The following is a 26,536-nucleotide window of genomic DNA, read 5'->3' as shown; positions in this document are numbered from 1 at the left end:
GTTGGACACATGTTTCCCACCTTGATTTCTCCGATAATGAGGAATGAGGTATTGATCAGAGCATGAGAAGTGGATTCGACCATGACGGATAAGATGGGGGCCCTCCAAAACTACGGTGCCATTCGCACAGAGATTGTCGCATTGCTCCATGCAGCTCGTACCGCCTCGGTTCGAAGCGTCAATGCGTTGATGACCGCTACATATTGGGAGATCGGGCGCCGAATCGTCGAGTTTGAGCAGCAGGGTCAGGAAAGAGCTGAGTATGGAGAAGCGCTTATCAAACAGCTTGCGGACGATCTTACGCGCCAGTTTGGCCGGGGCTTTGGAGCCGTTAACTTGAGCCAAATGAGACGCTTTTACCTAGCATGGCCGCCTCAGCAGATTTTTCAGACACTGTCTGAAAAATCTTTGGCACTGCCTGAACTGGCTGCGAAGTTCCCTTTGCCGTGGTCCGCCTACGTCCGTCTGCTCTCTGTCAAGGCTCCAGATGCCAGAGCATTCTATGAAACTGAGGCTCTACGTTCCGGCTGGTCGATTCGGCAACTCGACCGTCAGATTGGCAGTCAGTTCTACGAGCGCATCGCACTCTCGAAGAATAAGGCCGCCATGCTGGAAGACGCGGGGCGCGCCGAACCGACCGATGCCATTACTGCAGAAGAAGCTGTTAAAGATCCATTCGTACTGGAATTCCTCGGTCTAAAAGATGAATACTCCGAGTCTGATCTCGAAGCGGCGCTCATTTACAATCTCACTGATTTTCTGCTGGAGTTGGGTGATGACTTCGCTTTTCTAGGCCGACAAAAGAGGCTTCGTCTCGATGACACCTGGTTTCGTATCGATCTCCTCTTCTTTCACCGACGCCTGCGATGTTTGGTCGTTATAGATCTAAAGGTGGGCAAGTTCAGCTATGCCGATGCCGGGCAGATGCATCTATATCTAAATTACGCCCGCGAACATTGGATGAAGGCGGGAGAAAATCCTCCGGTCGGACTTATTCTCTGCGCAGAAAAGGGAGCCGCGGAAGCCCACTACGCTCTCGATAACCTGCCGAACAAAGTACTTGCTGCCGAGTATCAAACCGTGCTCCCGGACGAGAGGCTCATCGCGGAAGAGCTGGAACGGTCACGCCTGCAACTTGAAGAACGGCGGCCAAGGCTGAATCAGCAATTTTGACTTCCCGTTCTGTTCACACCGAAACTGGCAATAAGAGTGACAACGGAAGCGCATGGAAAACAACTTCAAACGAATTGGTTCGATAAGCAACACACATGTGGGGCGGGAGTTCGAAGAGGCTGCGCGTCTCTTTTTGCGGATAACAGGAGTTCATTTTGCAGTCGAATTTCGTCGCATTGGCTGGACATTCGATCAAGAAGCCGCATCGCTTCGATCTGGGAAGCGATGATCCGCCGATCCTAGTGGAGTGCAAGTCGTTCACCTGGACATCGGGCGGCAACTCGCCGAGTGCCGTAAATCCAGTACATTCGTGAGCACATTTCGAGAGCGCCTGGTTCATAGCCCTAAGTTGTTTGCTGCGGGTATTCTCTACCAGGATTATTTCGACGCGGCTATCTACCAATTCAATTAAGTGCGGCGAGCGGCATGGTGATATAAAAACAGCTTTCAGCCGCACGAGCGGTATGGATATGAACATGCCACGCGAACGAAGACGCAAATGGGCCTACCAGCCAAACCCGTAGAACGAGAACCGTACCATCGCATCGCTGATTTGTAGCGAGATTACCCTGCTTACGATGGAGTTCTGGAGACTTGCGAACTCATAAATAAGGCAGACATGCTATGGACTAGAATCGACTTGTGCGAACCCCTATCATTGCTGCAAACCTCCTCTTACTGCCTCTATTCCTGGCTCTGACCGGCTGCGGCAAGCCCTCTTTGGATGTGGTCCCATCCCCGACCACCATCGGGCAGGCGACACCCATCGCCGTCCACGTTCACGATACCCACGGCGTCAGCAAGCTCACCGCCTCCTTGGCGCAGAACGGTGCACAGTATCAGGCCTGGCAGGCTCCCGCTGTCTCGAAAAACGCCGACACCACTTTCAACTTCGAGGTCGGTGTCAAGACCACACCCCAGTTGCTTGATGGCCCTGCCCACCTTATCCTTGAAGCCACGTCCGGCGGCATGTTCCACGGCACTACTCGCTGGGAGCGCGATGTCAACGTAGTTACTCAGCCGCCTCTCGTCAGCGCGGATTCGGACCAGCACTACCTGTACCTCGGCATGGCCGATTTGGCCACCATGAACGTCACCGGTCGCTACACATCCGCGGGCATCCGGGTCGGTAACCAGACCTTCCGTGCGTGGCCGACGCCCGGCGGCAAGCCCGGTCTCTTCTCTCTGTTCGCTTTTGCCTGGAACATGCCTCCCGGTACGATGCCTCTGGCCTACGCTTCGAAAGCAGCCGGCAACGAAGTGACGACGCCGTTGACCGTCGTCTTCCCCAAGAAAGAACAGCCCGTCTACACTCAGCACGAGATCCAGCTCACCGACCAATTCATGCAGAAGGTCCTGGGCGAGCTTGATCCCAACGGCACTGGCGATCCCGTGGAACGCTTTGTCAAGGTCAACACCGAGATGCGTCAGGCCAACAACAAAACTCTAGCCGACCTGCGCTTCAAGACCGTCGATCGATTTCTCTGGCATCAGCCTTTCACACGCCAGTCGCACTCCCAGGCCGAGGCCACCTTTGCTGACGTGCGCAGCTATATCTACCATGGCAAGAAGATCGACCAGCAGGTACACCTCGGTTACGATCTCGCCGTCACCCAGCATGTCGGCGTCGAGGCCTCAAATGACGGCCGTGTCGTTTGGGCTGCTCCTCTCGGCATCTACGGCAACTGCATCGTGGTGGACCATGGCTATGGCCTGCAGACGATCTACGGCCACCTGAGCCGGATCGACGTACACGAGGGCGACCTGGTCAAGCGCGACCAGATCATGGGACTAAGCGGTATGACTGGGATGGCCGGCGGGGACCACGTCCACTTCGCCATGCAGCTCGATGGTGTTCAGATCGACCCCAAAGAGTGGTGGGACGCGCACTGGATCCAGGACCATGTCGTCCGCCGCGTCGATCTGCCCGGTTTCGGCAAATAATTGGGAGGCCAGTTAAGGGATAAATGGTATGGGACCTAGAAGCCGAGATCGGTAGCGACAATTCGGCTCGCAGCGACCAGCCTCATCCGGTGATGGAGTGGGGGGCGGTAATTGGTTTGAGCCGCGGGGCAAGGCAAACGTGCCTGAATTCCTATGTCCGATGACAAAACTCATGCCTGCTTCGTTCGTATCCGCTCGTGAGCAAGATCATGTTTCACATGGAAGCGACGGTAGCGGTCAAGAAGGGATGCTGGTCCGCGGGCTCGGAGGAAGACGAGGTTTCCCGCGAAACGCTTCTCGTCGATGATCGCTCCGCCTTCGAGCGAGGCGAGGATGGCACCTTCGGATTGCGGGAGTCTAAAGCTGGATTCGACGAGCGGGTCGACCACGAGCGCGGCATCGATGGCAATTAGGAGTTGTTCAAGGCCGGTGTGCTGAAGCGAGGAGACGAGGATAGCTTTGCGTTCGCTCGAGAGGTGGACTAGTTCCTGGGCTGGGACGAGATCGGCCTTGTTCAAAACCTGGATGACGGGCTTGGTCGAGACCGCAAGCTCGGTCAGGACCTTTTCAACCTGAGCTTTCTGCTCTTCACGGATAGGGCTGGCGGCGTCCTGGACGTGGAGAAGAATCTCGGCTCGCTCAACCTCTTCAAGCGTGGCACGGAAGCTCGTAACGAGTGTGTGGGGAAGGTTGCGGATGAAGCCAACCGTATCGGAGAGTAGGATCTTGCGGCGGGAAGGAAGCTGCAGCTGCCGGAGTTTGGGGTCGAGAGTAGCGAACATGCGGGCCGATTCGAGCACGCGAGCCTCGGTGAGCGCATTGAAGAGCGTGCTCTTGCCGGCGTTGGTATAGCCGACGAGGGCGACCACGGGGACCGGGACTGCCTCGCGGCGCTGCCGCTGCTGGTGGCGGATTCGGCGGACGGCATTGAGCTGGGTCTTGATGTGGTCGAGGCGCAGGTTGATTTTGCGGCGATCGGTCTCAAGTTGGGTTTCGCCTGGGCCGCGGGTTCCGATACCGCCACCAAGTTGCGACATAGCCCGGCCGCGTCCGGCAAGACGGGGCAGCTGGTACTCAAGCTGCGCGAGCTCTACCTGGAGCTGGCCTTCACTGGTCTTGGCATGACGGGCGAAGATGTCGAGGATGAGCTGTGAACGGTCGATGACGTGACAGGGTAGTCGTGCCTCGATGTTGCGGAGCTGCGAGGGGTGAGGTCGTGATCGAAGAGGACAAGCGACGCATTGGTGCTGGCCACAACGCCAACAATTTCGTCGAGTTTGCCGTGGCCGACGAGGCTGGAGGGATCGGGCTTTTGACGCCGCTGGACGAGGGTGGCGGCGATGGTCGCACCGGCCGATCGGGCGAGTTCTTCGAATTCTGCACGGCTGGCATCGAAGTCGAGGGTAGATGCTGTATGGACCGGGAGGTCTTCTTCTCCGGCCACGACGGCGGCCGCGGTGCGGGCAAGTCGAGCGGCTGCGGTAAGCTGCTTGCGCTTGCGGAGTTCTCCGGTGAACTCAACCACGACAATTACGGCAAGTTCCTGCTGCGTTTGCGAGGTACGGAGTTCGCGGGCGAGGAGTGCCGCGTCCTGGGCCTCACTAGCTTCGACGAGACTACGACGGAACGTCTTTCCGCGATTCCGGCGTGATGGCGCTTGATCCGGAATAGCTTCAGGCGAAGACTTCTTGCTGGTCAAATTTGTCTCAATTCAGGGCTGCGTTTCCGACCGACTCTCCTGATGATACTGAATGATTAGCCTCCGTAGGGCTCATCGCTACCGTGCGCGAGCCGCCTGGAGAGTCAAACAAAGCCCCATTCGCCGATATGCACCGCCATCATCGAGGTCGAAGTTACGCTCTGGTATCAATTTCAAAGGTCTATTCGTACGCAAGAGAATGGTCAGGTTTCTCGTGGCTCGGCACGCAGATGTGAAGGGCCATTTCGATTCATTAAGAAGGGAAGCAATCATGACCGGTATCGAAGCCAAACACCTCGCTTACTGGTACTGTGCCCAAAGGACTATCGCGGCACCGGCAAAACGCTAAGCGGCGGATTGAATTTGGCAGCAAGCTGTTGCCAAATTGAGCCCTCGTTGGGAGCAGTAGTTGGCAGTCACTCCCCAACATGCGGCCTTCCTGCTGGCCTCACGACGATGGCGAGGCGCGCTAACTTATTCCACGGCATATGGTTATGGAACTCGCACCGGTGGTGCGAGTTTTGTACTTGCAGCATCCTGATTGACAACGCACCCGCGCGGCGGCAGAATCGTATTTATCTGAAGACGAATAAAAGGCGAATACGGACATGGGTAATGTTGCACTTTTGCGGTCCCAAATTGAAGCGTCTCTGGCTGGCCGCATTCCTTCCGCCTTGACTCCACGTCCCAAGCGCGAACAGGAATCCATTTCCTGTGGGATACCTGAGATAGATTCCCTCAACGCATTTCCACGAGGAACCTTAGTAGAAATATGCGGATTGAAAAGCACAGGCGGAACCAGGCTGGTGCACGGCCTCTTGGCTTCAGTAACCCAGCTGGGTGAAGCTGCGGTGCTGCTTGATGTACGCGACGCTTTCGATCCCGTTTCAGCTTCGCAAAACGGAGTGGTTCTGAGCCAACTGCTGTGGGTACGTCCCGGTGGCGGAGCAAGCGCCACATCAACTCGCCGGCGATTCGCAGCGCTTGATCAGGTCCTCAGCCCGAGCGTGGAGGGGACTCCGCAGGGAGGTCCTCTCTCGCCCTTGCTCAGCAACCTTGTGCTCGACTCGCTGGACCGGGAGTTGGAGCGTCGGGGACATCGCTATGTTCGTTACGCAGACGACAGCAGTATCGGGCAGCGAGAACGCTCTGGAAGACAGAGAAGCTTGCTGCCTGAGAATGGGGTTCGCCGTGGCGGCAAGCCCTATCGGCTGAGCCTTCACTCTCGACAGGATGGTGCGACGCGTCCCGGTACTCAGGACTCAATCGCCCACGCTGTTCCGCCCGGAGCGTCAAGTGGCCGTAGCCCAAATCGTTTACGCGGCGGTTTTCCCTCAGCGATGAGCGCGGAGAGATCGCCTAGTACCGATCGGGTCTTTGCGAAGACTGAGTGGCCCCAAAAGTCCGTCTTCACATTGCTTGCGTCGATGCTATCCATCCCTTCGAGGACGTAGGGATAACCGTAGACCTTTCCAAGCCGCTCATAGTCATGCCTGGCCTTGGAAAGACCAAGGGCCTTATCTTTGCTCGAAGCGTAGAGAGTCACTCGTTCTGCCTTGTCGCTCGCGGCCTTGATCAACGACTCCACGTCCTTTCTCGGAACATCTGGAGCAGTGAGGACCACCTGGCTGAAAGGCTTTTTGCCGAGATCTCCTTGAAGAGCTAAACGATCGAGTGCGTTAACCAGCGCTCGATTTCCCATGCTGTGCGCGATGAGGTGTATCTGTTCCGCGCCCGAAGACTGAACGAGCTTGGTGAGGAATGCGGTCAGCCTCTTGATCGTCAATCCAACCGTCTCTTCGTCCTTCGAGTATCGACCACCATCAGCTGCGGAAGCCCAGCTATACAGAATTGGCACCCCCAGGAACTTCAGATCGCATGACAACTGTGCGGTGCGCATCGCCGCGTCATCAAAGGAGACGTTGTAGCCATGAATAAAGACAAAGCAGGATTTTCCCTCGCTTCGTCCGACCCGATCATGCAGCAAGTTGGAGAACGTGCTCCAGCTCAGCGGTTCATAGCCTTTAATGTTGAAATACTTCTGTGGATCGGTCTTGGCCCAGAAAGTCCAGACAGAAGGCAATTCGATCTTCCCCAACGAACGCCTCTTGGGAACGCTGACATGGCAGATTCCATAGCTCAGATCGGCCTTATCCGGTAAACGGTTGAGAAATCCGGGTAAGGCTCCAGTCGTCGTCGTAGCCTTCGACTCGCGGTCCGTGGCAAAAAGCACGTCAATCACTTCAGAGGTGCTTATCGGCTTTTCAGTCTTCGGCTTCGCGGCGCCTGTAGACGGGGCTCTTCCAAAACCAAGAGAAAATGACCTTGGAGGGCCCTCCACCCCGCGCAGTCTTCCTGGGCTTCTGTAAACCGCTTTTTTCGCTGCTGCCTTCTTTGCGGGAGCTTTATGGGCCTTCTTCACGGTCGATTTGCGGGCGACTCCTCCAAGAGTGCGGTTCGGCCGTCCTGGAGCTTGCTTAATGCCGGAGCGGACGGTCGTAGATGTCGTGTTGACCTTTCGAACGATTGCCGCGACCAGCCTGCCGGCCGAGTATATGGCATCATCGCCGTTACTAACCCTTCGAAGGACGATCGCGCGTCCCGCCGGTTTCGAATCGTCTGGTTTCTGCGCTAGCTCAAGCGCTGCACTCGCACTCGAAAGGACATGGCTCGAATCGAATTGATGCAGTTTCAATGCCTCCAAAAGGAGCGTTGTAGGCTTTTTGGGTTCCAGCATCTTCCGAAGTTCTGACGACGAAAGAACAAAATACTTATCGTTCTGTTGGAGTACAAACCATGAGGCACGACTGGTCCGCAGCAACAGATTTGCCCGGCCGACGTTGATCTTGGACGTATCCAAAACCAAAAATGTGCCGGTGCCGGACGCCAACCTATATTTCATATTTTTCTCCTTGCGGCGCTTCCAATTCAGAATACAAAAGAGTTCAAGAAAGGGAACCCAACCGAGTGGACCCTTTAGTCTGCCGTTTCTAACCTCTTGAGTTCAGCTGCGCGGTAATAGCGAAATGGAAGAAGAGATCGGTCCATGCGAAAACGAGCGCGTTCCATACGGAGCATCTCGCGACCCACTGCGGTCTCGACGGGGCGATTCAAGAGGTGATTTGCGAAGTCCGGGAAATAATGCATCAGCTGCGCCTCGAGGCTGGAGGGAGGAAGTGAATCGCTCCTGGGACTCCAATCGGACTGAAGAACTGGCTGAAGTACTTTTTGAGGAATTCGTTCATCGAGTGGACATCCTCACCGCTCAACGTGTGCTGACCTCCACCCTTCGAGTCATAGCGAATATCTTCCACAACTGAGTACGCGCGCAAGCACTCTCCAAAAACTGTGAAGGCTCGTGTAGCTGGAAGGGGATGGGTCTTGCTGCTGTTCCCAATAATCTTCCGACGCGCCGACTCGATCCTCCGGATGACCAGCCACAGCGACGCCACGACCAGGCGGAAGGCGAGTATAGGGGGCGAGCGACGCGCCTAGAATACCGGCCACGCTAAATGCGAGTGAACTGCCGGTATAGCGGACGGGGGTAGGGAAGAGCTCGGACACGACTAAAAGACTTAGCTTCTCGGAGGATTCCGAGAAGCATAGGATGGCTGATCATCATTCTGGTGGTCAAGTAAAAATTGCGACTGAAGTAATGACTCACGGGTAACTTGGCATTGCCTAATCCTTGGCCATCCCGTTGCCTCGATCAGTTGGCCGACGCCTTCCGTCACCAGGCCAGCGGATTCCATTTCGGAAAGGTCGCCGTCGAATGGTGAAGCCTGAAACGCCCCGCAGTCGCATCAGCAGGCAATATGAATCTCTCGCATGATGCAGGAATTCTGTTGTCCGCCCGTTGGCGAGGCCCGCTGCTAAGTAAGGAGAACAGGCGCAAGGACTCTTCGAGGCAATAATCCGGCATCTCGGAAGCGGCGTTAGCTTCCGAGATGCACGTATTTCGGTGCTAATCCATATCTCACCGAATTATTGCGGTCACAAGCAAGCGTCGATGAGTGCGTCGGCCTGTTGTCGACAGTTGGCCTTGTGACCCATTTACGCAGGAGAACAGTCTCCATTAGCGTCCAAATGGTTCGGACAGTAACCCTGCCCTCAGCGATCAACCCCCGCCATGATTTTTTCGTTGTAGCGCGATCCGGACACGGCTTCAGGGCGTAATGCGGCCTCCAGGCGAGCCACGTCGTCGTCGCTGAGTTTGAGATCCACGGCGCCGGCATTCTCCTCAAGGTAGACGCGGCGTTTCGTACCGGGAATCGGCACGATGAAATCGCCTTTGCCCAACAGCCAGGCGAGGGCCACCTGGCTTGGCTTGGCGCCGATGGCCTCGGCGATGTTCCGCACGATCTCAACCGCCTTCCTATTGGCCTCGAAATTCTCGCCATGGAAACGGGGATCGAATTGGCGGTGGTCCTTCGCTGTATATTTCTCCGCACGCCTGACACTGCCCGTCAAGAACCCCCGGCCAAGCGGGCAGAAGGGAACAAGACCGATCCCGAGTTCCTGTAACACGGGAATTATCTCGTTCTCCAGATTGCGCTCCCACAGCGAATATTCGCTCTGCAGCGCACTGACGGGATGGACGGCATGGGCTCGGCGAATGTTTTCAACGCCCGCTTCGGACAGACCGAAGAAGCGTACTTTGCCTTCACGCACGAGATCGCCAACGGCCCCGGCGACATCCTCCATCGGCACGGCCCGGTCTACCCGATGCTGGTAGAACAGATCGATGTGATCGATGCCGAGCCGGAGAAGCGATGCGTCGGCGACCTCACGGATGTGTTCGGGCCGACTATCGGCTCCGCCGGTCGCGCCCCTCGAAAGGTCTATACCAAATTTCGTCGCGACAATGGCGTTGTCCCTGCGCCCTTTGAGCGCCCGACCGAGGAGTTCCTCGTTGACATAAGGGCCGTATACCTCCGCAGTGTCGAAGAAGTTGATAGCAAGATCAAGTGCGCGGTGGATCGTGGCGATCGACTCCGCCTCATTCGCTTCCGCTTCGCCGTAATACTCGCTCATTCCCATGCAGCCGAGGCCGAGAGCCGAAACTTCCAGGCCGTTATTTCCAAGTTTGCGCTTCTGCATTGTTTCTCCTTGGGGAACTGGTTCCCTCATCTCCAAAGCTAAGGTCGAGCGTCGCGAAACCGGTATCCTGATCCTTCCGATTCATTGCCTATTCCTGTCGCTGTTTACGATTTCGTGCAGATCTAGTCACCATTCAGCGCTATTCTTGATCCACAAAGGAGCACTTCGTGGTAGGTGCGGGAAATCAGAAGATTACAAACAAAGAGCAGTCTCCACGCGTAGCTGAGTTGAGGGAAGAACTCCGTCGCAAGATTGCCGCCCACACTCTGAACGCAGGAGTCCATGCAACCGCGATACTAAGCCTCACCCTATACCACCGAACTGCACCGAGTGCTTGCTATCCCGCAATGTTTGAGCCCAGCCTCACCGTCTTCGTTCAAGGACGAAAGCGCATAACCCTTGCCGGAACGACTTACCGATGCGACGAATCGACATTCGTCCTGAGTTCCGTTGACGTGCCTGTGGTCAGCCAAATCGTCGCAGCAAGCGAGGACGTTCCCTTGCTGTCGTTGCATCTCAAACTCGATATGGCAGTAGTGCGGGAAATTCTCAGCCAGGAAGAGTTCCATGCACCTGACGGTTCATCCCCAGGTCGTGGCATCATGATTGGGAAAACGACCGTCGATCTGCTGAAGCCCTTTTGTCGGCTTATGGACCTTCTTGACGCTCCAGAAGACATACCGTTCCTTAGCGACCTGATCCAGCGTGAGATCATGTATCGCTTACTTCGAGGACCTCACGGAGAGCGGCTGCGCACGATCGCCACGCTGGGCGATCAGAGTCACAGAACGGCGAGGGCCATCGCTTGGCTCAGGAGCAATTACACGAAACCTTTGCGTGTAGAGAAACTCGCGGAAGTTGCACGCATGGGAATGTCAACCCTGCATCATCATTTTCGCGCGTTGACGGCGATGAGCCCACTTCAATACCAGAAACAGCTTCGATTGGTTGCCGCGCGAGAACGAATGCTCATTGAAGGGATCGATGCCGCGAGCGCGGCGTTTGAAGTCGGCTATGAGAGCGCGAGTCAGTTCAACCGCGAGTACAAGCGCTTCTTTGGTCAACCGCCGATGCGGGACGTCAAAGTGCGTCGACTCGCCGGCTCCGCAATGGTCAGCGACTAACCACCGTGCAGATTATTTCCCTGTATGAGGTGTCCCTCTAAAGATTCTGGCGATCCCCAGGACGCTTCTACGTTTTGGGCATGTTGCTTCCCCTCGGTCTTCATGCCAATTCACGATTCATGGATCTCATTCATTTTTGCATCTTCATCGACTTGCAGGTACTTAGACCACAAAGGGAGAGTTTCTCAATGAACGCTACATCTGAAACATAGTAGTCGGAATTGCGCAGTATATCGTCGGCGCCCATCATGCGCCATCGTGTCAGTGCGGAACACGATCCTCCAGACTTCCTCTGCATACATGTTGCTTAGCAAAACTGTGCCCATAAGGAAAGAGGTTAGCGCTCGTGGCCGCTTTCGTCATTGGCACGATGGGCGTGGCCTACGCGCAGAATGCAGTAGAGCAACAGGATCCGAAAAGTGAAAATGGGGCGTCGATGAGAAGGGATTTACTGCGCTTCAAAGGTGCTGCCGAACGCCTCATCGATGCGCCGATGAAAAAGCATAGAGGTGAACTGGGGAGCCATCGCGCATAAGTGGTCGAGGCTGTTCGTTATTTCGCGGCGTTCTTCTGTGCCGCCCTGCAGGGTGGGCCGAATGGCACGTATCGAAAAAAGGCGTCAACGACAATTCATGAAACGGAACACTTCCTCCATCATCTAAACAATTAATCAACGGAGTGTGCGGCAGGGCCGTACACGATCCCTTGCTAATTGATCGGTATTCGATCGCTAATTTACTGTAACCATGCCAAGACGAATTGCCATTTTGGGTGCATCCGGAGCCGTAGGGAGCGCCTTAGCCGTTCATATTCTACGAGCCAGGCTGCTGGAGCCCGCCGATCAGCTTTTGCTGGTTGGGCGTGGCGCACTGGCAAATGAACATAGATTGCTCAGCATGCGCGTCGATCTGCTGGATGCATTCGACGACCAGCGGGTCCACATCGAGGTAGTTCCCGACATCCCCGACGTTGAAGCGGATATCGTACTGGTCGCCGCGGGAACGAGGTTCTCTTCAAAAGTACCGTCTCGGCGTGACTTCGGCGCTACCAATCGCGCCATTTTCGAACGGATCGCCGGTCAATGCGTACCACGTCTCTCTCGTGCGCTATTTATCGTTGTCAGCAATCCCGTTGAGTTGGCTGTCAAGATCCTCTCCTCTGCAATCGATCGAGAGCGCGTGATCGGGATGGGAGCACAGCAGGACTCTCTTCGCTTCGCCCGAGCCATAGCTGTGGATCTTGAGATCAGCCGCCACGACGTACGAGCCAGCGTACTCGGCGAACACGGCATTGGCATGATTCCCCTCTGGCGGAGCGTGGAACTCATGCAGGACAATCCCCGGGCGGCAGATCGCCTCGCTGATCTGCGCGCCAAGAGCGCGGAATCGCCCATCGAGGGTCGTGTTGCCAACCTGCTTTCTGCAGTACAGCAACTTGTCTCCATGGATCGCATCGCTGAGGCATATGAACTCACACGAAACGCATTGCCCGATGCACGCATCGTTGTAGAGCCCTACATCACCTTTCATAGCCTACGCTCGACACCCAACGCGACTGCGAATGCAGCTGTACAGGTCATCGCAGCGGCGGCGGCAAATGATCGCCGTCGCATCCATGGCCAGGTTGATGTGAAGGGTGAAGTCGCCGGTATGCACGGAGTATGCGGAGTACCGGTCACGATCGGACTGGATGGCTGGCGTCCCGAACCGCTCGACTGGCTGAATCCGGAGGAGATTCGCGCTATTCAGAAATCTACGCAATCGACTGAGGAGTTTATATCGAAGACTTTGATCGACGCGGTGAGAGCGACCCTGACACCTGAGGCGTTGTTGGCAATCGATCTGACCGCAGCCAGATAGATACTGAGAAGTAGGGTTTCTCGGAAGTCACGATTAGTGACGAGAATCGCGATCAGGACCTATCCGGATCTAACCAAATTGCCGGATAGCCGGTTTTACGGCCAGATGGACTGATGAGGATCGGTAAACAGAAGACTTCCCGTTACCGATCGGATCCTGGATGAGCGCAATGGCGATTTCGCGTCAATCGACCATCACTCTTGGTGATATGCGGGTTCTCGTTCGGAAACTGGTGGAAGTCGAACCCACTCCGTCGAGGTCAATTCTCCGGAAATGTCTCACCGAACATAGGGGACTTCGGAATCAGCCTGGAATTGCTCTGCGCGAGTGCGAGGCCTGAACCGTCGTAGATAGGAACTCAAGAAACGCACGCGTCTTCGGTGCGAGGTATTGGCGCGAGGGATAGTAGGCATAGAGGGGGAAACGTTCCTCGTCCCAATCCGGAAAAAGGGTCACCAATCGTCCACTCGAGAGATGGGCGTCCACGCCGAGTTCGAGAACTTGAGCGATCCCATATCCAGCCAGGCACACTGCGTGCATTGTTGCGACGTCACTCAGCATGAGCTGGTTTTGCGTCTCAACCTTGATCTCCTTTCGACCTTTACGGAATGCCCACTCGAAGGGTCGGCCCGTCTCCGGATCTCGAAAATCGATCATCTGATGCCGTTCCGCGACCAGTTGCTGGGGGTCGGTAGGGTGGCCGTGTTTCTTCAAGTAGCCGGGCGAGGCTACGGTAAGAACTCTGGTGTCCAGCAATCTTCGAGCGACAAGAGTGGAGGGGCGCGGTTCGCCAAAGCGAATTCCCAGATCGTATCCATCCGAGATCAGGTCTCCGAGGCCCTCCCGCGTGATCAGGTCTACCTTAAGCTCCGGATATGCTTTAAGAAATCCACTGAGTTGCGGTCCGAGAATGAGCTGCGAGAAGTAAGGGTCCATGTTGACGCGGAGTCGCCCCCGGACGGTCACTTTACCTTCGGCCAGAGCGGAGGTGGCGTCTTCGAGCGCAGACACAATCGGGCCAATGGTCTCGTAAAATCGCCTGCCTTCGTCCGTAAGGGAGACGGAGCGCGTCGTCCGCTCCAGCAGTCGGATTCCAACCTGGGCCTCCAGCCGAGCTACTGCACGGCTGATGCCCGGTTGGGAGACGTTTAAGGATCTCGCCGCGGCCGCGAAGCCGCCCGATCTCACCACGGCTGCAAGGGCGGTCACGCCATTCAGAAGGCGGTCATCGAAACTCATGCACTTATGCTAATTGGTTATAAGTGAAATGCCACGAAGATTAGTTCCGAATCAATCCCCGTGAGTCAGATAGTTGGAAGCACTAAGAGGGAAGGAGAAGAACAGTGAAGATACAACAAATGACGAAGTACATTCTTGGAGGCGTGATCACTGTGGGTCTCACCTTCTTTTGCGCTTCGTCGAACGCACAAGCGAAGGAGAAGAAGATGAATGAAGCACTGACCATCGACGGAGACGGCGCTCAGCGCGATCCAGATATCCATTGGCCCAAAGGACAGCACCCGGAAGACGCTGACCTCTATGCCCACAACGAGATTATGGTGAATGCGAGTTGCGAAACCGTGTTTGCGAATATCGTCGATGCGCAATCGTGGCCGAGCTGGTATCCCAACTCTCACAATGTCGTCGTTCATGACAGCCCGGACAACAAATTGCACGAAGGGACGAAGTTCTCCTGGGACACGTTCGGTGTACACATCGAGAGCACCGTTCACGAGTTAGTGCCCAACAGCCGAATTGGCTGGTGGGGTTTAGGCACGGGAATGAAGGCTTATCACACGTTCCTGTTGGCTAAAACTGACCAGGGTTGCCACATCATCACCGAAGAGGTCGTGAGAGGTGAAGGGGCTATCAAATTCCGCCAGGAACAGCCGAACGCAATGCACGAAGGCCACGATCTTTGGCTAAAAGTCATCAAAGAGCGCTCTGAAAAGTAGAACTAGGGGTGGCGTCTTGGGGGCGAGCCCGCTTGGCTCGGCCCGTCACCCTTCGATAGCAGTTGATCTCATCCGGATTGGCTGACGACCTTGAAGGACCGTTCGGAGAAGCGCTGACATTACAACAAATCATTTCCAGATAGGAAGGAGCAAGACTATGGCACGCATATTCATCACCGGATCTGCTGATGGCCTCGGCAGGATGGCAGCAGAGCTGCTGATTGAGCAGGGTCACAGGGTCGTCCTGCACGCCCGAAGCCAGGCCCGAGCAGAGGAGACGAAGAGGAACGTTCCGCAAGCGGAGGCAGTCGTTATCGGCGATCTCGGCACAATTGCCCAGACTCGAAAGGTCGCAGAGCAGGTCAATGCGCTCGGCGCGTTCGATGCCGTCATCCACAATGCTGCCGTCGGCTACAAGGAGCCGAAGCGAATCGAGACGGAAGATGGTCTCTCGCATGTCTTTGCGGTCAACACCATTGCTCCCTACATCCTGACAGCCCTGATCGCGAAGCCGAAGCGACTCGTCTATCTCAGCTCCATGCTTCACCAGAACGGCGATCCGACCCTTGAGGATCTGATGTGGAAGGCTCGCGCATGGGACGGAGAACAAGCCTACTCCGACACGAAACTACACGACGTGCTCCTCGCCTTTGGTATCGCACGACGTTGGCCTGGAGTCCTCTCGAATGCACTGGAGCCAGGCTGGGTCCCGACGAAGATGGGTGGCACCAAGGCAACGGATGATCTGGACGAGGCACATCGCACCCAGGTTTGGCTTGCTGCAAGCGATCAACCCGAGGCACACGTAACTGGAGAGTACTTCTATCACCTGAGGAAGAAGGGCACCCTTCCAGCTGCCCACGACGTTGTCACGCAAGATCGGCTCCTTGTGATCTGCGAGCGCCTGAGCGGTATCGCTCTGCCCGAGTAGCAAGCTTGATATGAATCTTTTGGTGACAGACGCCGCTTCGGTTGGCCGATGTCACCCATAACGATGATAGAAACTAGGAGCCATCAATATGTATGCAGTCATGGGAATCACAGGGAAGGTAGGCGGTGCTGTTGCGAGCACGCTTCTTGCAAAGGGCGAGAAGGTCCGAGGAATCGTAAGGAATCCCGAGAAAGCCGCAGAGTGGCAGAAGCAAGGTGCGGAGCTCTTCAACGCCGACTACGACGACGTGGATGCGCTTACGGCTGCGTTCACCGGTGTCGCTGGCGTGTTCGTAATGGTTTCTCCAAACTTCGCGCCGGCACCGGGCTTCGCCGAGACCAAGGCGACATTGAAGGTCCTGCATGAGGCACTATCAAGAGCTCTGCCGTCGAAGGCGGTCTATCTGTCATCCATAGGAGCGGAACGGGCTAGTGGATTGGGTTTGATCACAAGCTCACATCTCCTCGAAGAGACGTTGGACGATCTTCCGTTCTCTCATGCGTTTCTTCGCGCCGGCTGGTTCTTTGAGAACTCGGCGGGCGACGTAGCGAGCGCGCGGAATGAAGGCAAGATCCGGTTTCAGCTCCATCCGCTTGACCGGAAGTTTCCTCTGGTTGCGACCGCAGACATCGGCAAGGTGGGTGCAGAGACGCTCACCCAAAGCTGGACCGGAATCCGCCATATCGAAGTTGCGGGCCCGGAGGGCTACAGTCCCCTCGATATAGCAGATGCATTCGCGGATGCTGTTGGGCGCCCCATCGAGGCGATCGCCGTTCCCAGGGTGGAATGGGAGACGCTATGGGTCTCACAGGGGATGCCGGAGGGGCGGACGGCGCCCCGGGCGGAGATGGTCGATGGATTCAATTCCGGTTGGATTCACTTTGGCGTACCCGGAACAGAGCATGTTGATGGAGCGACACCGCTTCGTGAGGTGATAACTCAGCTCGTGACTCGCAGCTAACTTTATAAGAGTGTGAGTTAAGGGGCAGCCCTGTCGATGGGCCGCCTCTTCCTTTTCCGAAGGACCTGATCGATAGTTGCTGAAGTATCTATCTGAGTGCCTGAGCCAGTCGGGTAGGGAGTTCCTCTGGAGCAGATCGCACCACCGTCGCAGAAGTTTCCAGATGAATTGAAACGTAACGGATAACTGCGAACACGGGATACCGCCATATGGATTCTGATGTTTTTAGGACGATTGGCCAGCCAGCAATCGCGACGAGATGTAAGCAAGATTCGTTGGATGCTGAGTGATCTCTTCTAACACCGAGGAACTCTTTCCACGCGTTGCCAAAGCTTGTCCAGAACTTCAGAGTTAGCCACGCAAGAAGACGCTCCTTCATAACGGCTTGACGAAAGGATTTTTTATGAAATCAAATGGAGCTTCCCCATCTATACCCCATCCCAATCGCGAGCAAGCGTTAAAAAGGGCTCGCCTGACCGCGGGGTTTCCGAATATAGTGGACGGCAAAAGGATCGACGCTCTGAAGTCGATAAAGATCTCCGATCCTGTGACCGGAGAAGAGCTTGCAAGCGTGACCGACACGCAGAAAGATGGTCTCGACCGGGCAGTCGAGGCTGCAAAGGCAGCGTTTCCCATTTGGAGCAGCAAAACCTGGAGCGAGCGAAGGGATCTTCTTCGAAATGCCATGGAAGAGCTCGAGGCTCATACCGATGAGCTTTGCACGATCCTGACAGCGGAAAACGGCCGGCCGTATAGCATGGCGCAATGGGAGATCACTTGGATCTTCGAGACCTATGTCCCGGCGTTACTCCAGATGGAACTGCCAGAGTCGACATGGAATGAAACCGGTGTCGGACAGATCACGAAACGCTATGTCCCACTGGGTGTTGTCGCCGCGATCAGTCCCTGGAATCTTCCGTTCTTGCTGTCATTCACAAAGGTGTTGCCATCTCTGCTGGCTGGCAACACCGTTGTCCTGAAGCCTGCGGTCTTTACCCCTCTTACGGTGCTTCGAGCTGCCGACTACATTCGTGAAATGCTTCCGCCCGGCGTTTTGAATGTGATCAGCGGAGGGGATGACCTTGGCCCCCTGGATGACGTCGCACCCGGACTTCCAAAAGGTCTCCTTCACAGGATCTACGGAAACCGGACGCAAGGTGTTCGCATCCGCCGCTCCAACCCTGAAACACCTGACCCTTGAGCTGGGCGGGAACGATCCTGGAATTGTCCTTCCAGATGCTGATCCTCAGGCAATCGCCGAGTACCTGTTTCGAAGCATGTTCCTGCTCAGTGGTCAGGGGTGTATCACCCTCAAACGCCTTTTCGTGCACGAGAGCATCTATCAAGCTCTTACGGAAGCCCTCATATCGTGTGCTCAACATCAGAAACTGGGCGATGGGTTTGATCCGGAGACCACACTGGGCCCTATACAGAACCGCCCCCAGTTCCTTCGCCTCCAAACAACATGGGAAGAAATTCAAAAGGCGAAGGCTCCGATCCTCTATCAGGGGAAGTTCCATCGGAGGGTGCCGGCATGTTTTTTCCCGTCACCCTCCTGGACAATCCGCCTGCGGAAGCGGCTTACGTAATCCGGGAAAACTTTGGACCATTGCGGGCCGTTATCAAGTACAACGACCTCGACGAAGCCGTCCGGCTGGCCAACGGTACCCCGTATGGCCTTGGAGCCTCCGTATGGGGTACAGATCCTAAGTCACTGGACGCCGTTGCACGTCGGCTTGATGCCGGGACGGTTTGGATCAATCAACACCTCAATGCCCATCCCAACGTTCCATTCAGTGGTCATAAGAATTCAGGGATTGGCATTGAATTCAGTGAAGAGGGGCTCAAAGAATTCTGCAACGTGCAGGTCATTGCGAACAACCGACAGGCGATAAAGCTGGTTCTGCGGGCGCAGAACCAGCTTGTCCCTTGTCTCAGCCAAAAGCGGCGCATTCGTTACTTGCATCCTGCAGATTACGAACGATTTATTTGATCATCGTTCCTCCCGATATCCAGATCGGCGGTGCGACAATCCAATACGAATCATTACCAAGGGAGACCATCGAATAGTTGGCTCTGTTGCATTAACTGGGGCACACGCAACTCGCTCTTACCGATGTTGCACATCAGGCAGCAACATTGAACAGCTTGTTGATGAATTGAATTTCGCCGGCGACCTCGGCTTGCAGAGGAGGCAATGGCGGCGGCGGATCATCCGCATGACTTCAAATCCCTTGATGGTGGCAGACGCTGTTCTCATCGTCTGAAAACCGCGGGTGGGACGGATCACCCGCTTGAGGCCACCGTGGTCTGCCTCAATGATGTTGTTTAGATATTTCGACGTGCGGTGCTTCGTGTCCTGTGGCAACTTGCCTTCGCGCTGCAGCCGGCGAATCGCCTTGGGATAGGAGCCCAGCTTATCGGTTGTGATCGAGTGCGGTGGCCAATTACGCATCGTCTTCAGTGCCTTGCCCAAGAAGCGGTGTGCCGCGCACGTGTTACGGCGGTCCAGCAGCATGAAGTCGATCAACCGGCCATGCTTGTCGACGGCGCGGAACAAGTACTTCCACTGTCCACCGACCTTGACATAGGTTTCGTCCACTCGCCAGGAGCTCGAGCGGTAGCCTTGATACCAGCGGATGCGCTTTTCGAGCTCAGGCGCGTAGCGCTGCACCCACCGGAAGATCGTCGAGGCGTCGACCTCAACTCCGCGCTCTTGCATCATCTCCGCGAGATCGCGATACGTGATGCCGTACTTGCAATACCACCGCACGCATACCAGGATGATCTCGACCGGAAATCGGCGGCGCTTGAAGATGGACATCTGCTGGACTCCTCGACTCACCTCTCACCATACACGGCCTTAGTTAATGCAACAGAGCCCTTGGATGTCACCAAGTGCTCCTCAACTCCGCGACTTATCCATCCAAACATTTCGCCTATGTGTCAAATTGCGAGTTGCCGACAATGCAGAATTTCTCAATTGACGAGGTGCGCGTTTCTCGGTATTCATGCACAGTTCGTCGCTACGTTGCTGTACTGATACGATCCGATAACGAGTCCTGTCGTCTCCAACTACGCGACCACGTGAGAAGAAGGAGCTGCGCCGCAATGGCCCCGCAGAGGTCAATGCAGACATCGATTGGGGAGCTCGTCCGGCTCGGCAAAAAGCTCTGGTGGTACTCATCTAAGATGGCTATCAAAAGCGTGCATGATACTGCCAGGAAGGCGGCACGCAGCCAAATGGGACGATACCTGCCGCACCTGCGGTGTAACGTCCGAAGCCAGCCATAGAGAAAGGCTACGCTGACACCTCCATAGCCGACGAAGTGGCCGGTCTTACGGATGAGGTGGTGCACTTCTGCCCAGTGCGGCGTACTGATCGGGCCAAACAGGCGCGCCCATAACGGATAGAGCCACCGACTGGTGTTTTCCGCCGACATGGTCGCCGTTGACTCAGCGACGATCACCGCAACGCTCAGCGCAGCAGGGAGCCAATCCATGGCACGGGAAAGTCTGGAAGAGCGCGAAAGTCCCATGTTTGCATTGTAGCGGTCGCAGAGAACCTCCTAGTGAGCAATGAGGTCGTCGATTGGCTTTCTTGCCTTTGGAGCAGCTCGCTCATAGTCCTCATCCAAGAGCGCAGCCACGGTCGCCGCCGGCAAGTGGCTTCGTTCAAGTCCGGATTACTAAGATGGTCCGCCGCTTGATCTTCCCGGGGAGATCTTGTAGGCAGATTCAAGGAGGATCATCGACATGCAGATTCGATCGGTTGGTATTGACCTTGGCAAGACGACCTTTCACCTGGTGGCCCTTGGTGATAACGGCAAGGTGCTGCTGAAGAAGAAGTTTACCAAGAAGCAGTTGATTGCCTTCACCGCGAACATGCAGACCTGCTTAATCGGGATGGAAGCATGTTCGGGGTCGCACTTCCTCGGCCGGGCTTTACGGGCACAAGGCCATGATGTGAAGTTGATTCCAGCCCAGTTCGTGAAGCCGTTTGTGAAGTCGAACAAGAACGACTTCATCGATGCTGAAGCAATCGCCGAGGCAGTAGAGCGCGAGAACATGCGCTTCGTGGCGATCAAGACAGATGACCAGCTCGACCTGCAGGCTCTCCATCGCGTGCGTGACCGGCTTATGACGCGAAGAACTGCTCTGATTAACCAGATTCGTGCGTTTCTGCTGGAGCGGGGCATCGTGTTCGCCAAGAGCCCGATTCGGCTGAGGGAAGCTCTGCCTGAGGTGCTTGAGAACGTCAACGAGAACCCTCACCCCGAGAATGCGGAACCTGGTTGCCACGCTGTGGAGCGAGTGGAAGGACCTGGAGCTTCAGATCGCGGAGATGAACGACGAAGTGGAACGGATCGCTTCGAGCGATGCTGCGTGTCGGAGACTGCGGCAGATCCCTGGCATCGGACCGCTAGTCGCAACCGCGATCGTAGCTTCGATCGGCAACGGCGCAGCCTTCCGCAAGGGACGAGAGTTCGCGGCCTGGTTGGGGCTACTACCGAACCCTTCATTCGAAACTTTTCCGTTGCATTCACACGGCGGACCATACATTCGGCAAGTTCGTCGCGAAGTTTCCGAGAACCCCGTTTTACATCCTTTTCTACGAATACTTCCATGGCGACAACGGCGCTGGACTGGGAGCAAGCCACCAGACCGGTTGGACCGGAGTGATCGCCCGCAGCCTCGACCTGTTCACGCGGCTGACTCCTGAAACTGCGCTCGAGACCCCCAAGACGGCGATGGCCGAGATCACACGACGGCGGGTGGCAGGTCAGTGAGCGAAACCTTCCGGCGGTATCTCACTCCTCGGGGGGTTCACTGTGGGAGAAGTTCCAGAAGGCATTTATGGAGAAGATGTGGTCGACCCGGTCGGGCCCGTTGTTGTTGAAGGTGTATTGATTCATGTAGCCCATCTCTGTGCGGATCGATCTGCTGAGGTTGATGCCCGGGCCGACGAAGGCCCGATTCCTGTCCGTTCCTGACCTGGCTCCGAAGTTGGTGCTGTTCAGGTTGACGAATATTTCGTCGTACACCGCAATCAGCCAGATCTTTTTCGCACCCAGCGGCTGTATCAGCTTGCCCATCTCGCGGAGACGCACGCCAGTGCCGCTGCCGGCGCTATGGAATCGCTGCTCGAGACGGGTTCGCGACGAAAGGTCCGTACTGCCGACAAGACGCTGCCAACTGATCTGTTCCCAGATGCGGTTTTCAGTCGACGATTTTAGCGCATATGGCCGGTCCGTGCGGACGTAGGCATAGCCAACCCAAAGCGACCAGGCTTTATTCAGCGAATAGCCGAAACCCGGTCGCACCAGTCCCTGTGAAAAACGGCTCGAGTCGTCTCCAAACCGCAACTGTCCATCCATCCATAGCCGCCATGAAGCCTTCGCATTATTCATCGACTGCGGAAGCTTCCCCGTCATTGAGCCCGCGAACCACGTCCCTGAGTCAACGTACTGTGCTTCAAGAGTTGGAGCAAAAACGAGCATGACTGCAATGGACAAGAAACCGATTACGAGGAGATGGTGCAGGCGTGGCCTTTTGGCTATGCGCTCCGCCTTCAGTTGAGTTTTCTGTCCCGGGATAGCATGCAAACCGGCGTGCGGAACCATTACGCAGCGGCGTCCGCGACCGTAACCGGATGGAACGCCCGCTCGACATTCTCCGAGGTCAGCACCTCGCCGGTGCCGATGTTGTATACCCATCCCGAAAGGGTCAGCTCCCCACGTGCCATCGCGCCTGCCACGGAAGGATGCGTGCGCAGATGCTGAAGCTGCAAAAGGACATTCTCCTGGGTCAGCCGTCTAAGTCGCTCGTCGGCCTTATCGGCAGTCTCACCCCGGGGCTCCGCCGCACTCAATGCAGCGTGTGCGTTAGTTAGCCAGCCCTTCACCGCAGGCAGTCCGTCTGTCGACCCTGGCGTAAGCAGTGCCTTCATCGCGCCGCAGTCCGTATGGCCGCAGACGGCGACGTGCCTGACCTTCAGCGCGCTCACCGCATACTCCACAACGGCACTAACACCGCCCATCATCTCTCCATACGCCGGAACCAGGTTGCCGACGTTTCGCGTGACAAACAGCTTGCCCGGCTTCGACTGTGTAATCAACTCCGGGTCAATCCGTGAATCGGCACAAGTTATGATCAACGCTGCCGGCTCCTGCGGCACACTGGCCGCCTTCACATACAGCTGCGCGTTTGCCGGATAAATTTCAGTCTGAAATTTCCGGATTCCTTCCTTCAGCTCGTTTAGTACGCTGTCCACAGAAGCCTCCTCTTCCTTTCATTTGATGCAGCAGCATCCTACGTCAAAATCTTGACTCGTGTATAGACGCTTGCCATATTGGCGCTATCCCAAATACGCCCATTCTGGGCTATACTACCGCCATCCTGAGTCCGTAAAACGGGGTCGCTCGTGTCCGTCCCAGCACCCCAGCCATCTATCGATATTCATGCCAAAGCTTTGGCCATCAATCTGGACCCCTCCTTCTACGGGACCCATCATGTGCCGATCGCCACGTCACGAACACCCGCGCACCGTATTGAACGAGAGCGCTTGCGCGATCCGCAGCCAACGCCGAAGGTTCCACCGGTGACGGCAGCGATTTTGCCGTTCAAATTCTTCATTAGGAGATCCTCGCACGGCTTTATGGAAGAGTGACACGAATAAACAACACAATTAAGGCGGTAATACGGGCTTCTCGGAATGTTGATTCCGAACCTCCTTCGAAGTCCTGCCAGCTCAACCGGTCGATGCAACACTATCTAATCAGCTGATCCACAAAATGCTTACCCTGAAGAATTGATCAGTTTGGCTGATGTGGCCAAACCTAGCCAGGGTAAGGTTCCGGCTGATCTAACCCTAGCCAGCGCATTTAGCTTTTGTTTTCATTGAAATGTGGGGTCTGAGCTGAGTGTTGCGTCGACCCATTGAGACCACCCCGCTTATCGGCAAGTTCGAGATCAATCTGGTGACGCAACGAACTGCAGGGGAAGATCCAACGGGAAACCTTCCCCGACGGTTATCCACCAAAGCCGATTGAAGGGGACTTCAGACGCCCTCTCCACCCCAAAATTTGGCCATCTTATCGCGTCACAATGGGATCCCGGCCAGCTTATGACGTTTTCCGGTTGGCCCCCGCGAAAGGTCGGTGTTGAAAAGGAGCAGGATAGGTTGGCCAGCTTACCGTGTTTCTGGCCGCTTTATGGTGTCTTCGTCAGGGGTGTAAGTTTCGGCATAATTTGGCCACCGTGGCCAAATTATGCCGAGGAGCTGGAAATATCTCTCCTTTTATTCCTGTCGAATAAAGGATAATTTGGAGCACGCGCCATTTTTGGGTACCTACCAAAAGTTGTAGAACTTGGAAAAGTAAGAAAATAACCCATAATTTGGCCAAATGGCCACTTTATGGGTTATTGAGTGTGCACAGTATCATCACGCCGAACGCGTGCGGTGCGACGGTTGCGGTCCGATCAGGACGATGTCCGGTTCGAGCCAGAACAGCGGTGGCCCGCGGAAAAATCCGTGCATCCCGCATCCGAAGGGCCAGGATGAACGTTAATGCTTCCGGGACCGTCATCGATGGCGAGCTGGTAGCCCATAGCTCTGACGGTCGCCCGAACTTCAATCGTCTCTCAGTGCGTGCCATTCAGTCAGCTCGTTAGCTATTTCGTCGCGGACTGCTCTGTCGGCTCGCCGGATGTTTCTCCAGGCTCTTCGGTGGCAGGCTCCTTCTGCTTGATGGGAGCGAGAAATTGCCATGGCGAGCGAACGATCTGTTTGAGTACATAGCGCAAGATCGATAGGTGCTCCTCGCGTCGCACATCGTAGGCACGAAACGCCACGTAGGAGGCGACGCCAAAGCTGACTCCGAGATTGAGTACGAACATGACTGCGATGCCGACTAGCGCGGTGTAGAGCCATGGCCGTTCGAATGCCGACGAACCAAAGTGGGCGACGGAGAAAGCGAACATGCCGGTATTGAGCGTGACGTGGCGGATATCGAGCGGCAGGCCAAAAAACTTCGAAATCGCAGGCGTGAATCCCATGAGATAACCCAACGCGATGCTTGCGCTCCAGGCTGCGACGTTGTGATCGAACCAGTTGGCGAGCCTCTGCATTCTGCGGACACCGATTCTGTTTCCCAGCGGGTGCTGTGCGATCGCAGCAGGAACATGATGGTAGACCGCGAAGTTTTCGCACCATCCTCCAATAAGCCCGGCGAGCCAAAGTATGATGCCTGTCAGCACAGCGTCGATGGCTGTTGGCGAGGCTAAGGGACGCAGCGATTCGTAGATGTGCTCCGCCTGGTCCGTCGGCAGGTACGGGGATTGAAAGGCCTTGCGCCAGAGCTGATCGAAGATGAAGACCCCGAAGCATACAGCGATGATATTGCCGAGCGCCGCAGCGAACTGTGTACGGCTGATAGATGCAGCGAAATCGGTTATCTTGTCGCGGCGGGAGTCGCCGCGGTTGCGGCGAATGATATCGGCGAGCGTGGCACCTGTCATTGAAGGCTGTTTGGTGGCGAGCGCCAAACCAAAGATCAGCAGCAACAGGAAGCTGATTGCGTAGGTCGTTCCTACGAGAAAAGCTTCGACGAAGGGTGGCCAGTGGTGGCCAATGATGTGAAGTTTAATTGCAGCCGTAAATACCGTGAGGAGGCCGCCACCAATGGCCGCACCCCACATGCGCCAGTACTCCCGGCGATTGTGGGCGATGTAATGTTCCCCGCCGTGTCCTGTGCGCTCGACGGTCTTGCGGGCCAGCATGTTTACGTTCTGCCGAATAAATGAGGAGACTCGCGTGTCCTGGAGCCGGCCGCTGACGAGAGTGTTGAGCAACATGCGAGCGGCAACTAGTGGCTTGCGTGTGTGCTCCACCAGGGTCTCGGTGAGCAGTTCCATGCGGTCGAGGGCTTGATCCATGGCGCTGAGATCGAAGACGAGCGCAGTACTCACGCCGGCGTCTTCCATGTGGAGCCGGACGAGCGCGAGTTCTCCCCGACAGGCGTAGACGGATTCGAGCCAGCGCTCGATGCGAGCGATGGGAGGCTCTGAGCCTTCGGACTGAATGAACTTTTCGGTGGCAAAGACGAAGGAATAGAACGGAGACTTGTCCACCCGCTCGGCTTCGGTGCGTTGGCGGACGACGACGCTGGTGCCTCGCGCGGAGACGCGGGCGGCCAGAAGGCGAAGTGCTTCATAGAGGTCATCATGCACGTGCGGAAAGACAGCAAGGCCTTGCGGATCCCAGAGGGTTGTAGCGAGGCGCGAGAACGATGGTGCATCCAAGTCGAGAAAGCGCTGGACAGCGCGGGGCGAGGTAAAGATAGCGGCGAAGAGGCGGGTCACGTCGGAGTCCTCGCGTGGTGGAGGCAGCACGCGCTGGAAGAGGCGTTCCATAATCTCCGGGAGCAGCGCACGCTGAGCAGGCAGGCCCGTCTCCGCGAAGAAGGGAACGAAATCGAGGGAGCCGAGCATCGCCTTCCATGTGTGCTGCAAGCGGGACCGAAGGTCGTGATCGTGATCCAGGAGATCGAGCCAACTGATTAAGGTGGATTTGAAGGCATCGTCAGAAGGCTGCTGCCAGATCCAGGAGAAAAGCCCGATGAAACGGTTGGTTTGAGTGCAGAGGGTAGTCGCAGCACAAAACAACTCAGTAGATTGGCGTAGCTTCGTTTCCGTCTGCAAGCGACTCTTGGACTTTGCTGATGCCGACCGCAAGAGCCTTCGAAGTTGAGAGTCGAAAGCCATCTAAGCTTCCTTTACTTTGGTACTT

At 56.1% G+C, this 26,536-nt stretch carries 20 protein-coding genes and 6 pseudogenes; 16 read left to right on the top strand and 10 right to left on the bottom strand.

Annotated elements, in window-relative coordinates; all coding sequences use genetic code 11:
* Positions 1–81: 81 nt before the first annotated feature.
* On the top strand, positions 82–1,173 hold the full coding sequence (locus tag RBB80_RS33840) for a PDDEXK nuclease domain-containing protein (RefSeq protein WP_433970282.1): 1,092 nt from the start codon (positions 82–84) through the stop codon (positions 1,171–1,173).
* A 642-nt stretch (positions 1,174–1,815) separates the two neighbouring features.
* Complete coding sequence (locus RBB80_RS33835; RefSeq protein ID WP_433970280.1) at positions 1,816–3,117, top strand: M23 family metallopeptidase; 1,302 nt, start codon at positions 1,816–1,818, stop codon at positions 3,115–3,117.
* 170 nt (positions 3,118–3,287) lie between these two features.
* Here the strand turns inward: RBB80_RS33835 and hflX are convergent.
* A pseudogene (gene hflX, locus RBB80_RS33830) lies at positions 3,288–4,786 on the bottom strand (GTPase HflX).
* A gap of 638 nt (positions 4,787–5,424) precedes the next feature.
* Between hflX and RBB80_RS33825 the strand changes: the two are divergent.
* Positions 5,425–5,950, top strand: a pseudogene (locus RBB80_RS33825) (reverse transcriptase domain-containing protein); the annotation flags it as partial.
* Between the two features lie 121 nt (positions 5,951–6,071).
* On the opposite strand, the gene RBB80_RS33820 reads toward RBB80_RS33825, so the two are convergent.
* Complete coding sequence (locus tag RBB80_RS33820; protein ID WP_433970278.1) at positions 6,072–7,718, bottom strand: alpha/beta hydrolase; 1,647 nt, start codon at positions 7,716–7,718, stop codon at positions 6,072–6,074.
* A 274-nt stretch (positions 7,719–7,992) separates the two neighbouring features.
* On the opposite strand from RBB80_RS33820, the gene RBB80_RS33815 reads away from it, so the two are divergent.
* Positions 7,993–8,136, top strand: coding sequence for a hypothetical protein (locus tag RBB80_RS33815; RefSeq protein WP_433970277.1), 144 nt, complete (start codon positions 7,993–7,995; stop codon positions 8,134–8,136).
* 109 nt (positions 8,137–8,245) lie between these two features.
* On the opposite strand, the pseudogene RBB80_RS33810 reads toward RBB80_RS33815, so the two are convergent.
* Both RBB80_RS33810 and RBB80_RS33805 read right to left on the bottom strand, forming a co-directional pair.
* A pseudogene (locus RBB80_RS33810) lies at positions 8,246–8,383 on the bottom strand (MFS transporter); the annotation flags it as partial.
* A 543-nt stretch (positions 8,384–8,926) separates the two neighbouring features.
* On the bottom strand, positions 8,927–9,916 hold the full coding sequence (locus RBB80_RS33805) for an aldo/keto reductase (protein ID WP_433970275.1): 990 nt from the start codon (positions 9,914–9,916) through the stop codon (positions 8,927–8,929).
* A gap of 167 nt (positions 9,917–10,083) precedes the next feature.
* Between RBB80_RS33805 and RBB80_RS33800 the strand changes: the two genes are divergently transcribed.
* The 3 genes from RBB80_RS33800 to RBB80_RS33790 all read left to right on the top strand — a co-directional run bounded on the left by RBB80_RS33800 (position 10,084) and on the right by RBB80_RS33790 (position 12,899).
* On the top strand, positions 10,084–11,040 hold the full coding sequence (locus tag RBB80_RS33800) for an AraC family transcriptional regulator N-terminal domain-containing protein (RefSeq protein WP_433970273.1): 957 nt from the start codon (positions 10,084–10,086) through the stop codon (positions 11,038–11,040).
* Between the two features lie 346 nt (positions 11,041–11,386).
* A complete protein-coding gene (locus RBB80_RS33795; protein WP_433970271.1) occupies positions 11,387–11,575 on the top strand; it encodes a hypothetical protein in 189 nt (62 codons plus the stop codon).
* 232 nt (positions 11,576–11,807) lie between these two features.
* Positions 11,808–12,899, top strand: coding sequence for a lactate/malate family dehydrogenase (locus tag RBB80_RS33790; RefSeq protein WP_433970269.1), 1,092 nt, complete (start codon positions 11,808–11,810; stop codon positions 12,897–12,899).
* A 303-nt stretch (positions 12,900–13,202) separates the two neighbouring features.
* Here RBB80_RS33790 and RBB80_RS33785 read toward each other — a convergent pair whose 3' ends face one another.
* A complete protein-coding gene (locus RBB80_RS33785; RefSeq protein ID WP_433970267.1) occupies positions 13,203–14,138 on the bottom strand; it encodes a LysR family transcriptional regulator in 936 nt (311 codons plus the stop codon).
* 206 nt (positions 14,139–14,344) lie between these two features.
* Here RBB80_RS33785 and RBB80_RS33780 point away from each other — a divergent pair, with 206 nt between their 5' ends.
* The 6 genes and pseudogenes from RBB80_RS33780 (at position 14,345) to RBB80_RS33755 (ending at position 18,739) form a co-directional block, all read left to right on the top strand.
* Positions 14,345–14,854 carry an SRPBCC family protein gene (locus RBB80_RS33780; RefSeq protein WP_433970265.1) on the top strand — a complete coding sequence of 170 codons (510 nt, stop codon included), beginning with the start codon at positions 14,345–14,347 and terminating at the stop codon, positions 14,852–14,854.
* Positions 14,855–15,011: 157 nt separating this feature from the next.
* Positions 15,012–15,785, top strand: coding sequence for an SDR family NAD(P)-dependent oxidoreductase (locus RBB80_RS33775; RefSeq protein ID WP_433970264.1), 774 nt, complete (start codon positions 15,012–15,014; stop codon positions 15,783–15,785).
* Between the two features lie 88 nt (positions 15,786–15,873).
* Positions 15,874–16,746: an NmrA family NAD(P)-binding protein gene (locus RBB80_RS33770; RefSeq protein WP_433970261.1), complete on the top strand. Its 873-nt coding sequence runs from the start codon at positions 15,874–15,876 to the stop codon at positions 16,744–16,746.
* A 403-nt stretch (positions 16,747–17,149) separates the two neighbouring features.
* Entirely contained in the window at positions 17,150–17,947 is a 798-nt protein-coding gene (locus RBB80_RS33765) for an aldehyde dehydrogenase family protein (protein ID WP_433970260.1), read from the top strand.
* Positions 17,841–18,203, top strand: a pseudogene (locus RBB80_RS33760) (aldehyde dehydrogenase family protein); the annotation flags it as partial. The gene RBB80_RS33765 and the pseudogene RBB80_RS33760, both read left to right, overlap by 107 nt.
* Before the next feature lie 8 nt (positions 18,204–18,211).
* Positions 18,212–18,739 carry an aldehyde dehydrogenase family protein gene (locus RBB80_RS33755; RefSeq protein WP_433970258.1) on the top strand — a complete coding sequence of 176 codons (528 nt, stop codon included), beginning with the start codon at positions 18,212–18,214 and terminating at the stop codon, positions 18,737–18,739.
* Positions 18,740–18,856: 117 nt separating this feature from the next.
* Here RBB80_RS33755 and RBB80_RS33750 read toward each other — a convergent pair whose 3' ends face one another.
* Positions 18,857–19,570 carry an IS6 family transposase gene (locus tag RBB80_RS33750; protein ID WP_433970257.1) on the bottom strand — a complete coding sequence of 238 codons (714 nt, stop codon included), beginning with the start codon at positions 19,568–19,570 and terminating at the stop codon, positions 18,857–18,859.
* Between the two features lie 202 nt (positions 19,571–19,772).
* Positions 19,773–20,249, bottom strand: coding sequence for a VanZ family protein (locus RBB80_RS33745; RefSeq protein ID WP_433970255.1), 477 nt, complete (start codon positions 20,247–20,249; stop codon positions 19,773–19,775).
* A 253-nt stretch (positions 20,250–20,502) separates the two neighbouring features.
* Between RBB80_RS33745 and RBB80_RS33740 the strand changes: the two are divergent.
* Positions 20,503–21,259, top strand: a pseudogene (locus RBB80_RS33740) (IS110 family transposase); the annotation flags it as partial.
* Between the two features lie 91 nt (positions 21,260–21,350).
* Positions 21,351–21,536, top strand: a pseudogene (locus RBB80_RS33735) (hypothetical protein); the annotation flags it as partial.
* 21 nt (positions 21,537–21,557) lie between these two features.
* Here the strand turns inward: RBB80_RS33735 and RBB80_RS33730 are convergent.
* Together RBB80_RS33730 and RBB80_RS33725 are read right to left on the bottom strand one after the other, a co-directional pair.
* Positions 21,558–22,247, bottom strand: a complete 690-nt coding sequence (locus RBB80_RS33730) for a DUF2490 domain-containing protein (RefSeq protein ID WP_433970253.1) — start codon at positions 22,245–22,247, stop codon at positions 21,558–21,560.
* 122 nt (positions 22,248–22,369) lie between these two features.
* A complete protein-coding gene (locus RBB80_RS33725; protein ID WP_433970252.1) occupies positions 22,370–23,020 on the bottom strand; it encodes a carbonic anhydrase in 651 nt (216 codons plus the stop codon).
* Between the two features lie 150 nt (positions 23,021–23,170).
* On the opposite strand from RBB80_RS33725, the gene RBB80_RS33720 reads away from it, so the two are divergent.
* A complete protein-coding gene (locus tag RBB80_RS33720) occupies positions 23,171–23,416 on the top strand; it encodes a hypothetical protein (protein WP_433970250.1) in 246 nt (81 codons plus the stop codon).
* Between the two features lie 1,004 nt (positions 23,417–24,420).
* Here RBB80_RS33720 and RBB80_RS33715 read toward each other — a convergent pair.
* Positions 24,421–26,448, bottom strand: coding sequence for a hypothetical protein (locus RBB80_RS33715; protein WP_433970248.1), 2,028 nt, complete (start codon positions 26,446–26,448; stop codon positions 24,421–24,423).
* Positions 26,449–26,536 lie beyond the last annotated feature (88 nt).

This window comes from Tunturiibacter gelidiferens (genome assembly GCF_051013345.1).
Lineage (GTDB): Bacteria > Acidobacteriota > Terriglobia > Terriglobales > Acidobacteriaceae > Edaphobacter > Edaphobacter gelidiferens_A.
The sequence above is the reverse complement of the archived record's forward strand: the minus strand, read 5'-3'. Positions and strand labels throughout refer to the sequence as shown.

What these genes read in the sequence shown, in the direction of transcription:
- RBB80_RS33840 (WP_433970282.1), top strand. Translation starts at nt 82, where the DNA reads ATGACGGATAAGATGGGGGCCCTCCAAAACTACGGTGCCATTCGCACA.
- RBB80_RS33820 (WP_433970278.1), bottom strand. Translation starts at nt 7,718, where the DNA reads ATGAAATATAGGTTGGCGTCCGGCACCGGCACATTTTTGGTTTTGGAT.
- RBB80_RS33805 (WP_433970275.1), bottom strand. Translation starts at nt 9,916, where the DNA reads ATGCAGAAGCGCAAACTTGGAAATAACGGCCTGGAAGTTTCGGCTCTC.
- RBB80_RS33785 (WP_433970267.1), bottom strand. Translation starts at nt 14,138, where the DNA reads ATGAGTTTCGATGACCGCCTTCTGAATGGCGTGACCGCCCTTGCAGCC.
- RBB80_RS33780 (WP_433970265.1), top strand. Translation starts at nt 14,345, where the DNA reads ATGAATGAAGCACTGACCATCGACGGAGACGGCGCTCAGCGCGATCCA.
- RBB80_RS33775 (WP_433970264.1), top strand. Translation starts at nt 15,012, where the DNA reads ATGGCACGCATATTCATCACCGGATCTGCTGATGGCCTCGGCAGGATG.
- RBB80_RS33770 (WP_433970261.1), top strand. Translation starts at nt 15,874, where the DNA reads ATGTATGCAGTCATGGGAATCACAGGGAAGGTAGGCGGTGCTGTTGCG.
- RBB80_RS33765 (WP_433970260.1), top strand. Translation starts at nt 17,150, where the DNA reads ATGAAATCAAATGGAGCTTCCCCATCTATACCCCATCCCAATCGCGAG.
- RBB80_RS33755 (WP_433970258.1), top strand. Translation starts at nt 18,212, where the DNA reads ATGGGAAGAAATTCAAAAGGCGAAGGCTCCGATCCTCTATCAGGGGAA.
- RBB80_RS33750 (WP_433970257.1), bottom strand. Translation starts at nt 19,570, where the DNA reads ATGTCCATCTTCAAGCGCCGCCGATTTCCGGTCGAGATCATCCTGGTA.
- RBB80_RS33745 (WP_433970255.1), bottom strand. Translation starts at nt 20,249, where the DNA reads ATGGATTGGCTCCCTGCTGCGCTGAGCGTTGCGGTGATCGTCGCTGAG.
- RBB80_RS33730 (WP_433970253.1), bottom strand. Translation starts at nt 22,247, where the DNA reads ATGCTCGTTTTTGCTCCAACTCTTGAAGCACAGTACGTTGACTCAGGG.